Source organism: Novosphingobium sp. Sphag1I, assembly GCF_056279125.1.
Window position 1 is genome coordinate 1 of the sequence record NZ_JBWBQS010000036.1, and the last position, 11,060, is coordinate 11,060.

The 11,060-nt window shown below is 61.9% G+C and carries 6 protein-coding genes; 2 read left to right on the top strand and 4 right to left on the bottom strand.

The features are described from left to right. Positions 1–472 precede the first annotated feature (472 nt). From ACZ9HU_RS22145 to ACZ9HU_RS22155, 3 genes are all read right to left on the bottom strand, one after another. Positions 473–2,470, bottom strand: a complete 1,998-nt coding sequence (locus ACZ9HU_RS22145; protein WP_476108050.1) for a UvrD-helicase domain-containing protein — start codon at positions 2,468–2,470, stop codon at positions 473–475. A gap of 3 nt (positions 2,471–2,473) precedes the next feature. Continuing rightward, positions 2,474–4,531 carry an ATP-dependent nuclease gene (locus ACZ9HU_RS22150; protein WP_476108051.1) on the bottom strand — a complete coding sequence of 686 codons (2,058 nt, stop codon included), beginning with the start codon at positions 4,529–4,531 and terminating at the stop codon, positions 2,474–2,476. A gap of 272 nt (positions 4,532–4,803) precedes the next feature. Next, positions 4,804–5,454 carry a hypothetical protein gene (locus ACZ9HU_RS22155; protein WP_476108052.1) on the bottom strand — a complete coding sequence of 217 codons (651 nt, stop codon included), beginning with the start codon at positions 5,452–5,454 and terminating at the stop codon, positions 4,804–4,806. 361 nt (positions 5,455–5,815) lie between these two features. Here ACZ9HU_RS22155 and ACZ9HU_RS22160 point away from each other — a divergent pair, with 361 nt between their 5' ends. Beyond that, positions 5,816–7,042: an exonuclease SbcCD subunit D C-terminal domain-containing protein gene (locus ACZ9HU_RS22160; RefSeq protein WP_476108053.1), complete on the top strand. Its 1,227-nt coding sequence runs from the start codon at positions 5,816–5,818 to the stop codon at positions 7,040–7,042. Next, a complete protein-coding gene (locus tag ACZ9HU_RS22165; protein WP_476108054.1) occupies positions 7,042–10,749 on the top strand; it encodes an AAA family ATPase in 3,708 nt (1,235 codons plus the stop codon). Before ACZ9HU_RS22160 ends, ACZ9HU_RS22165 begins: the two co-directional genes overlap by 1 nt. A gap of 123 nt (positions 10,750–10,872) precedes the next feature. On the opposite strand, the gene ACZ9HU_RS22170 is transcribed toward ACZ9HU_RS22165, so the two are convergent. After that, positions 10,873–11,060: hypothetical protein (locus tag ACZ9HU_RS22170; RefSeq protein ID WP_476108055.1), on the bottom strand; the 188-nt coding region annotated here is incomplete at its 5' end.

The window sequence follows — 11,060 nt, forward strand, 5'->3', positions numbered from 1 at the left end:
TCCACGCCAGCTTCGCCGCGCTGGCAAAGAAATGGGCGCCCCGTCTGCGAAAGGCCAAATAGGCCGCGTCAACGCCGCATTCCGTCGGCGCTTACGTATTTCAAGCAGTTATTTACACTGCTTTTTGCAGCCTGCAGCCAGATGGGCATTGAAAGAGTGTGGACGATTTTCATGTTAGCTCGAATGACACATTTCAGCTCATGGTATCGAACGTGTCTTTATGCGGACAATGTAGGCTCAGCCCGAAGCGAAGCAGATGCATGAGCGGCAGCTATCCGTCTTGGAAGCTTTCAAAGCCGACATACCGGACTGTCCTCAAACCCAGTCATTCCAGCCAGCCATCTCTTATGGCAAGAATGTGATACCTTCTTTGCATATGATCGCTGCCGTCAGGACCTATGGCAACGTGCAATATGTTAAATTCTATATGTGTTCGTCGCCTGAGACGCCATGCTTGCTCCAGAGTTTAGGCTCATGCTTCATCGTTCGCTGAACAATCAATGATTGTCCAACCTCGACCTGCCAAGGTCGCTAGCTCGCCATCTTGAAAAGCGTCTCTTCGCATGGCTAGGCAAAGCAGATGCGTCGGCCGCGTCATAGCAACATAATGGAGCTTGAGCCGCCCGACCGTTCGAATTCCCTCGGGCTTTACCTTCCCTTTGCCGTTCTTCGTGGCGCCGCCCGACTTTTTTCCCAGCAGCCATGGCCTGAGCTCATCGAGGTGGTGGGCATGATAGAAGCTGTCGAGGACTAACGTCGCCGTATGCGTTTCGCCCTTGACCGAATGGATAGACCCCAGGCGAATGCGAACCTGCGCTGCACCCGCAGGATAGAGGAACAGATTGTCAGCTCGCGCGGGGACCACTTCTTCCTCGCCCTCAACCTCTGGTACCGGAAAGGCCGTCAAGAACGCAGCAACGCCCTCGCTTAACGCCGGAGTGTTACTCAAGCAACGTACCACGGCTTCGGCATATCCTGCTGCCTGAGCACCCCAGACAGCATGGGGGATATCACCCTGATGCTTTAAAATGATTTCCTGGAGAGCGAGATAGTCGGCTCGCGCATCGCCATCCCCAAGAAGCTCGATCACCCGACGATGAGGAGACTTTCGCGCCCCGGAGCCATGGGAACCACCTTCCATTTCACTCGCGGCGATCAAGGCCGCAGCTGCAGCATTCACAAGCTTGTCGGTGTTGCCCTGCCCCACTGCCTCGAACCGAGCTCGAGCCAGATATTGGGCGAAGCTACCAGGAGCCGTCTCTCTTCGAGCGCATGCGGGGTCATAGCTTGGCGCATAGTGCGACATCGAGCGAGGAATGCGATCATCCTCGCCACGCTCATGGACCCCCGCAACTGCCGTGAACACGCCTTTCGTAAGGACAGAGGCATCAAAACTGTCCACAAGGTGCTGTCCATAGCGAGCCAGCACGTCCTCAACTGAAGCATCATCGAAGAGAAAAATCGTAGGCGCCACAGCGGCCGCGCCGAGGTGAGCCGGTGGACCAGCACCAACAAGCTCCTGTGGGGCCACCCCAAATCCTTTTACACGATCTGCCAAATCCTGCCCGAAACGGTAGCTACGCGGCATCGAATGGACGACTGCTCCGGGAAAGGCGTCCGTTTTGGCACCGGTTTGACTGGCGCTGGCATAGATCGCCTGATTGGAATCGCCAAACCGCTGCCGTCGTGAAGGCGCCTCCCCATCGCAAAAGATGCGGTGGAGCAGCGCCGATTGCGTCTCGCTGTTGTCCTGTGCCTCATCGATAAACACCAAAGGAAAGCGCCGTCGCAACGTCGCGATTGCTTCTGGATGATGATCGAGCAGCTCGTTGGCCCAGACGAACATCTCGTCGAAGCAGAAATATCCTTCTTCGCTTGAAGCACGTCGCGCCTCAACGACGGCCTTATATGTAGGGGTGTGCTGGCCAAATCTGCCAATCTTCCCGCCGCCATAGTCCGTATCAGTGTAGATAAGGCAGGTTTCATTCAGTCCGGCTTGTTCCAACGCCCAGCGGGACCCCCGGGGTAACTTGCTCCATCGTTTCGCAAGTGCAATCTGAGTGTCGATGCAACGCACACCGTTCGCCTTTGAGCGGAGCCAGGGCAACGCCAGAAACTCATTTACAAAGGCGTGGATCGTTCCAACAAAATGAGGGTAACGCGTGAGCGCAATGCCCGCCGCCGAATGGCTGAGCTTAGCGCTGATCTCGTTGCGCGCCGCATTGGTGTGTGACAACACGCAGATGCCCTGCTGACGATAAGGCCAGCGCGTCGCCAGCACTGCCAGTTTCGCAACCAGCAAAGTGGTCTTACCACTTCCCGGGCATGCTTCGAAATCGACTGTATCCATACGCAGCATGGCCTGAAGCCGGCTGTCATCGCCATTTGCGGGGGCGAAGCCATTTGGCCCCAGCCCCATCAACTCCGAAGCCCAGGCAACATCCTCATCGCGAATGAGATCGTCAAACATCCTTTAGGCCGCCGGCGCCGGCGCCGCAGCCGGCGGGTTCGCACCACCCGTGCCGCCGGCGTGAGGCAGCGGAGCAAAGGGGCCGGTGACGTGGGCAATCGCGTCCACGACATAGGGTGGGAGCAACCCGCGCAGCTTGTCTGCATCGAGATGCTTTTCCTTGAACTCCTTCTCCAGCAACTCGGAAAGGTATTGCGCGCTGATCGCCTTAGATGCGCCTTCATCCTCGAACAGCGCATAAACATGAGTTGCAAGCGTCGAACGATCATGCCCCGCCTCGATCAAGAGCTGGTAGGCAGCATCAGCTTCGACAAGGATAACAGCCTGAGTGACCTTGCCGGCATTCAATCGGTCATCGGCTTTTGCTAGGCATGCCGCTCGATAGACGTGCTTGTCCAGTCCATAGAAAGCGAGATCGAATTCAAGCGTCCATTCGTCGGCGACGAAGGTTTCGACCTTCTGACCAGAAGCCTTCGCCCTGCGTTCTGCACGCCGCTCGTCGAGCTTAGTGCCAGGGAAATCCTTCTTGACCCGCCATTGCCTCTTCGAGCCTGGCAATTTTGGAATTTCTTCCCCATCCTTCAGTTTGCCGACGATCCACGGCGCATTATCCGGCATGACGTCCATGTCAGTAATACAGGCAACAGGAATGTTGATGATCCCATCAAACTTAGGATCCTTACGCATGAAAATGCGTGCATAGCGGCCCAGACCGACACCCCCGACGTTGACCACCGAGACTCCGTGGTGATGGAAGTCCCGCCCCAGCAGCCTTCCAAGCACTGGCAACAGAATGTTCTCCGCATCCCCCTCGACGATCACAACGGCACGCGCGAAAAACAGGTTTGCCTTGGTCACATCAAGAAAGCGCTCGAGAAACCGGTAGTCTGACCCGCTGAGCTCCGTCTTGTCCTTGCTTAGCGGAAACGCACGACCGCCTTCGATCAGCGCCAGACCGTCAAGCTGCAGTTCCGAAGCAAGGTGAGGGCTGTGTGTTGTCACAAGGATCTGAATGCGCTGCTCATCGGAGCGCTTTTTCTGCGCCTGAGCCTGCAAAAACGACATCAGCCTCAATTGCCGTTGGGGGTGAAGATGCGCTTCGGGCTCCTCGATCAGAAGCAGCGGGAAGCCATCACTTTCTGCCGCTAGCAGCAGCAACTCGCAAGCCATGAAGAGCAAATTGTTAGACCCAAGCCCTCGACTGTGCAGGCTGTCGGGGTCCGCCGAGGCCGTGAGAGCCAGCTCTAGTTTCTCGAGCAGCTGCCGCAGCCGGAGGCTGTCTTCCTGCGCACCGGCCACGCCAATCCGCGCTTGCAGGAGATCATTGGCAAACGACAGGGGCTTCAGGTACTCATCATTAAGCCTCTGTCGCGCTTGCTTGATGCCTTCACTCGCGCCGAAGAGATGGCTCGCGTAGTCCCCGAGCCCCAGCACACTGAGCGTCGCCGGATCAGCCGGCGGTTTAGCTTCCTTGTCAAACGGATTGCCTGTGTCCCGGATCTCTTTGGTGTGCTGGAGGATCTGCGACAACCTGGATCCCCGCCCGGCACTCATCGCCCGCTCAGCATCCCGCAAAGGCCGCAGATATGTTGCAGTCAGCAACGATCGCGCAGCGAGATCGAGCAATGGACCATCTCCATGCGCCCCTGTTCGCCATTCGGGTGGCAACACCCGTCGCGAGCTGCCTTCCTTGGCATTGCGCTTCGCAACCCAAGTCACGATCAACACGGTATCGGTCGCGCCCTCGATCGTCTCATAGGTAAGGAATTCCGCGAATGCGCCACGATCGGCCACAGTCAGGCCTCGAAACGTCAGCCGAATAACGATCTGATCGGCTCGTGCCCCGCCAAGTGCCGCCTGATGGAAGTCCAAGGGATCCACCCGCAGCACATCCTGGTCACGCGTGCCCAAGACCAACCGCAACCCATCAATGACCGCAGTTTTTCCGGCATCGTTCTCACCAACTAATGCGGTAAGCCCCGGCGAAAGCGGCAGAACGAAAGCATGGTCATCAGCGCCGAAGAGCCGGAAATTTTCGATACGAATTTCAGCGATATACACGTGAACATCCCCTCATACATGTCCTTTAGCAGACTGCGTGAGAACCGGAAACCTTGCACATTTGACGGCTCACTGCATATCGACCAGCGGGCAATGATTGCCTCAGCTACCCCGCGGCAGCATCCTCAGTCTGTCAGGTGCAATGAGAGCGTTTGGCGCAGAAACTCGGGTGGTTGCATGCGTTGAGCGAAGCGGCCGCGCTCTCAACCTTTCACGGAAAGTCCTGAAGGAATACCCGGGAAGCTGCCTCCATGGCAGCTTCCCGGGCCGCATTATGCCATCAACCCGGCCTGTAAATTTCCTGGGAAAAGCAACATCGCAAAGGCATTGGCGATCTGTCTGGCACTACCGTCCGACAAACCTTTCACATTGCCAACCATTGAGCTGCCGCTGAAAAAGCTTTTGGGTTCAGCCCCTAATGCGATGAATTGGTAGGTTTTGAACAATACCTGGCCCATATCTCCATCGCCAGCTTTCCGAACCATCTGATCGTAATCAGAGTCCATGGTGATATGGTCCCATTCAACCGTGCAATATTTCCTTGCTTTTGCGATATGCAGGAAAGGGATTGCTCTCTTTTTGCATTCGAAAAACCAGGTATCTCTGCCCTTGGCATCTCGCTTGTCAAAAAATTTCCATGCCGGCTCAGGCCAAGCGATATCTTTAAAAATCATGTGAAGATATTCAGATGAGGTCTCCTCATACCCCAACTGAGCAGCGCGTTCTTCGAAAGCCTCAAAATCGACGTTAAAGGCCGTCACATCTGTCAATTGGCTGCCGGCTGCCAGGAAAGAGGCATGGGATCGAAAACCCAGAAGAGAAGCGATTGCTTCGGTGGCGTGCGCCGAACGCATGCCAAAATCATTCCGGAGAACGGATTTCAGGAAACGGATGTTATGATGATTGGGTAGAAAAATAGCCATTACGAATTCCAACGGGTAGGATCGGTCGCCATTTAAACGATCTGGCCACTGGAATTGCGAGCAGCTACTCTAAGCAATATGGATCCGTTTAGCTCGGCGACAAGCTTGGAGGTAAGGCCAGCGCGGATTTTGACTATCGTTTGCTCCGCTGTCAATTGCCCTCATGAATTTTTACACCTTGTCAGGTTCCCGCTGACGATCGGTCCACCAAGGGCCGGGTGCCCCAAGTGGGACAACATGGTCGCACCCAAATCGATCCTGGGTTTCGTCGCTTGCGGTCGCGACCGGCGATCCAGGATTGCTTGGGTAAAAACCCACCGAGCTGATTTGCCTGTATCCCTCAAGGTGGCAATGAACGGTCATGATCGACAGCTCGACCGCCCTCACAATGATCCACACCTCCGACTGGCATCTGGGCCATGAGCTGAACGGCCACGACCGGCAGGCCGAGCACGATGCCTTCCTTGACTGGCTGCTTGAGCAGATTGAAGCGCAGGCCGCCGATGTGCTGCTGGTCACCGGCGATGTCTATGATGTGGCCAATCCGCCAGTGTCCGCGATGCGGCGGCTGTTCCGCTTCCTCCATGCCGCGACCGCCCGCAGGCCCGGCCTGCAAATCGTCATTTTGGGCGGCAACCATGACAGCGCGGGGCGGATCGATCTACCCTCAGCCTTGCTGGGCGATGGCGGCGTTCACTTCATCGGCGCCCTGCCCCGGCGCGAAGGCGCGCCCGATTTCGACCGCCTGCTGATCCCCCTGCGCGATGGCTCGGAGCAAGTGGCGGCATGGTTGGCCGCCGTGCCCTTTTGCCGCCCGGGCGATCTGGGCACGTATAGCCTGCCCTCGCTCTACGCCGCCGTTACCGACGCGGGCATGGCCATAGCCGATGATCTGCCCCTGATCCTGACCGGCCATCTGCATGTGGCGGGCGGCGACACCTCCGACCTCTCCGAAAGGCGCATCGTGGTCGGCGGCGAGGAAGCGCAGGCCGCCAGCCTGTTCGACGCCCGCCCCGCCTATGTCGCCCTGGGGCATTTGCACCGCCCTCAGGGGATCACGGCCGCGACCACGGTGCGCTATGCCGGATCGCCCTTCCCGCTTTCCTCTGCCGAGCGCGATTATCGCCATTCCATCGCCGTGGTCCGCTTGTCACGGAACGCCTGCGCGGTCGATCTGGTGCCGATCCCGCGCCCGGTGGCGTTCCTCTCCATCGGGCCGGCGCCGCTGGATGAAGCGGTGGCGGCCATCGAAGCGCTCGACCTCGACCCGATGATGCCGGGCGAGATCTGGCCCTTCATCGAGATCGCCGTGCGGATCGATGGCCCCGAGCCACATCTGCAGGCGCGCATCCTGGGCGCGCTGGAGGACAAGCCGCTGCGTCTGGTGCGCATCCTGTCGGTGCGGGCCGAGACGCCCGAGGCGGCCAAGGACCCAATGAGCGGCGCAGATCTGGCCGAGCTAGCCCCACATGACGTCTTTGCCGCGCTGCTCCGCCGTGACTATGGTGGCGAGGCCCCTGCTGAGGATTTGGCCGCCGCCTTTGCGCGATTGCTGGTCGAAACCGAAACCGCTGGGGAGGACCGCTGATGCGCATTCTGGCCATTCGCGGCAGCAATCTTGCCAGCCTTGCCGGTGATTTCGCGGTCGATTTCACCGCGGAACCACTGGTGTCCTCAGGCATTTTCGCCATCACCGGGCCGACCGGCGCTGGCAAATCCACCCTGCTCGACGCGGTATGCCTCGCCCTGTTTGCCGAGATCCCCCGCCTGCGCGCAGCGCCCGCAAGCGGCAGCGTGGGCGCGCAGGACAATGGCATCGCCGCGCGCGACGCCCGCTCCATCCTGCGCCATGGCGCGGGGCAAGGCCATGCCGAGGTGGACTTTGCCATGCCCGGCGGCGGCCATTTCCGCGCCCGCTGGGAAGTGCGCCGAGCGCGCGGCAAGGCCGACGGCAATCTGCAAAACCACAGCCATACCTTCGAGCGGCTCGATACAGGCGAGCGGATGGGCGGGACCAACACCGAAACGCGCGCGACCATCGCCGAAATCATTGGCCTGACCGCAGACCAGTTCACCCGCGCGGTCCTGCTGGCGCAAGGCGATTTCGAGGCCTTCATCCGCGCGGATGCCAATGAGCGCGCGGCGCTGCTGGAGCGGCTGACCGGCTCGCAGATCTACACGCGGATCGGCCAGCGCGCCTGGACCAAGGCGCGGGAGTTGGAGGCCGGGATCAACAGCTTGCGCCAGCAGATCACCGGGCAACAGGGGCTGGATGATGAGGCCCGTGCCTCGGCGGAGGTGACGCTGGAGGAGGCCGGGCTGGCGCAGGCGCAGGCGTTGGTCCGCAAGGAGGCTCTGGAGGCGGAGGAGCGGCGGCAGGCGCGGGGGCGCGAGTTGCTGGCGGCGGTGGAGCAGGCCGGGCAGGCCTTGCAGCAGGCCTGCGACGCCCATGATGCGGCGCTGCCTCGCCGGGAGGCTTTGGTTCGCAACCGGAAGGCATCGCAATTGCTGCCTTTGTCGGCGGCGCAGACTGCCGCGCGGCAGGATGTGACGTTGGCCGACAGCCATCTGACGGAGCGGAGTAAGGCCGTCGAAGCGGCTTCGCAAAGCGCCGACGCACGCATTCAGGAGGCCGAGAACACTGCAGTCGCCTTGGCCGCGCAGGAGAAACAGGCCCGCCAGTTGGCCCCGGCGCTGGAGGAAGCCCGCAGCCTCGACCGCCAGATCGCCGAAGCATCGACGCGTCTGGAGCAGGCGCAGCAAGACGTGTCCCGCACACAGGCCGATGCCACCCGGACCAGCCATGCTGCCGCCTCGGCGCGCGATCTTCACGATGCGGCGCGGGCGCGACTGGCGGCAGCCGAAAGCTGGCTGGCGGCCCATGCCGCTCTGCGCGGGCTGAGCGAGCGTGAGGCAGAACTCACCGCCCTGATCGCCGGGCATGCCGCCACGCAGGCCGATCATGACGCGGGCGTGACCGTTCTGGCCGAAAGGGAGGAGGCTGAGCGCAAGGCTCTGGCCGATCATCGCGCGCAGGGTGATGGCTTGCGCCTGACCGAGGAGGCGGCCCAAGCCGCCACCGCCCAGCGCCAGCAGGCCGAGGCCAACCTGCCGCCGGAGGGGGCCTTGGCAGAGGTTGCCGCGCGGATCGAGGCGATGGGCGGGGCGCAGCTTCGCGCGTTCGAGGCGGCGCAGGCGGTCCGTGATGCCGAGCGCGGCGCGGTGGCGCTGGAAACGACCCGCCAGCGCCTGCAGGCAGGTCACCTCAGGCTCGCGGAGATCGAACGGACTTTGGCCGATCAGACCGTGGCTTTGGCCGGTGTGGATGCCCGGCTCATCCAGGCGCGGCGCGTGTTGGCCCAGTCGCTGGCGGCCTCTACGGAGGCAGCGGAAGCGTTGCGTGCCGGGCTGGTCGAGGGTGAGCCCTGCCCGGTTTGCGGCGCGGCGGAACATCCGCTTTCCGCGCTGGAAAGCCTGCTGGGTCGGCATCTGGAGGAGAACCGCGCCCAGACGGCAGCTCTGGAGCAGGAATGGACCGGGTTGCGCGGCGATCATCAGGCGATGTTGCGGGAAAAGGAAGCGTTGACGCAGCAGCAAGCGACGCTGGCAGACGAGGAAGGCGATCAGCTGTCCGCCTTGGCGGGTCTGAATGCCGCCAGCGAAGATGCCGGGGCATCGCTGCAACAGGCCATCGACGCCTTGGGGATCGAGGCGGGACCGGATCTGGGCGAGCGATTGTCGGCCCTGCGCCAGACGGCCAACCGGCAGCGCGATGCGATGCAGGCGGCGCAGGCTGACGTTGATCGCACCCGCCGCGCCGAGGATGCGGCGCGCCATGCTCTGGAGGAAGCGCGAAGCGGTGAGCAGGCCGCCCGCGACCGGCTCCGCATGCGGAGCGAGGCCGTCAGAGAGGCCCGTGCCGCGCTGGCCACATGGGCCGCCACGCTGGGCCGAGAGGGTGATGTGCTGGATCATGCGCTGGCGGCGATGGTTGATTGGCGCAGCCTGTCCGATGGCGCGGCATGGGTGCGGGGCGAGGCGCGGTCATGGCGCGACCATGCTGCCGAGCAGGCGGAAGCGGCACAGGCCTTGCCCGCTTTGGCTCAGGCGTTGGGTGAGGCCGGGAGTGCCCGCGATGTGACGGCGGCACAAGCGCGTGCCGCAGCGGAAACATGGCGCCAGCGGAATGAGGAAGCCGCAGGGTTGCGGAGAAAGCGTGCAGCCTTGCTGGATGGGCGAGCCGTGCCGGATGTCGAGCGCGAGATCGGTCAAGCCACCGACACTGCGCGAAAGGCCAGCGAAACAGCGCGTGATCGGCGCGAACAGGCGGCCCGGATGCTGGCCGGTGAGAAAGCCGCCATGACCGAGGCCGAGGGGCAGCTGACCAGGGCCCGCGCCACGCTGGATCAGGCGGACTCGACCCTGACAGAGGCGCTGGCCGACAGCGGTGTGATGGCCGCCGATCTGGCGCGTGTGGCCAGCCTTGGCGCCGAAGGATTGGAGGCCGAAGCGCAGGCCTTAACCCGCATCGAGGGCGCCATGCGAGAGGCGCAGGCGGTGCTGGACAAATGCCACGAGGATCTGGCTCGCCATGCGGTATCGCCTGCTATGGACGAGAGTTTGCAGGGTGACACGCTGACAGCGGCTCTGGCCGAGGTCCGCCGAGAGCTGGATGCCATGACTCGCGCGCTGGAAGAGGCAAGGCTGGCGATCCGGCAGGACGATCTGGTGCGCGAACGCACCGCCGAATTACGCGCCCAGTTGGAGGCGGAAAGCGCCAAGGCACATGTCTGGCTTCAGCTTTCCCAGCTGATCGGCGACAGCGAGGGGAAGAAATTCCGGCGCTTTGCGCAGGGGTTGACGCTGGACCGCCTGCTGGAACAGGCCAACGCCAGCCTGGTGCAGCTCAAGCCCCGTTTCGCGCTGGAACGCGGCATGGGCGGCGACATGCTGATCCAGGTGATCGACCATGACATGGGCGGACGGGTGCGCGGGTTGCACAACCTCTCGGGCGGCGAGCGTTTCCTCATCAGCCTCGCGCTAGCGCTGGGGCTGGCCGCCATGTCTACCGCGCGCGGCGTCCGGATCGAGAGCCTGTTCATCGACGAGGGCTTTGGCGCCCTCGATCCGTCAAGCCTTGGTCAGGCGCTGGCGCTGCTGGAACATCTGCATGCCACCGGCAGGCGTGTGGGCGTCATCAGTCATGTCGAGGAGCTGAAGGAACGCATCGCCGTCAAGATCGAGGTCAAGCCAACTGGGCGCGGCACAAGCCGGATCGAGGTGAACAACGGTTGACCCGCCTCCGAGCCAAAACCAGCTCTCCCTGCCGGGGTTGTTAGATTTCTTCGGAATCTGCAGATAGTCTCCGCAGTTCCATACTGGACATTCCAGCTGACCTGCCCCCCGTCAGTCCCTCGATCATAACGAGAGTCCAGCGGTTAAATACGATACCTCCATCCCGCCGTATTTGGCCTTCAGCTTGTAGAACGTCGCCGCGCTCAGCCCGTGCTTGGTACGCCTCCGATAGCGGCCGCCCGTGAGATCAGAATTGGCTCCGGCGGTTCTCGGCGATGATGTCCTGGAGACAGTCGACGCCATCGCTGGAG

Coding starts and splice junctions, on each gene's coding strand:
- ACZ9HU_RS22145 (WP_476108050.1), bottom strand. CDS start 2,470: ATGTTTGACGATCTCATTCGCGATGAGGATGTTGCCTGGGCTTCGGAG.
- ACZ9HU_RS22155 (WP_476108052.1), bottom strand. CDS start 5,454: ATGGCTATTTTTCTACCCAATCATCATAACATCCGTTTCCTGAAATCC.
- ACZ9HU_RS22160 (WP_476108053.1), top strand. CDS start 5,816: ATGATCGACAGCTCGACCGCCCTCACAATGATCCACACCTCCGACTGG.
- ACZ9HU_RS22165 (WP_476108054.1), top strand. CDS start 7,042: ATGCGCATTCTGGCCATTCGCGGCAGCAATCTTGCCAGCCTTGCCGGT.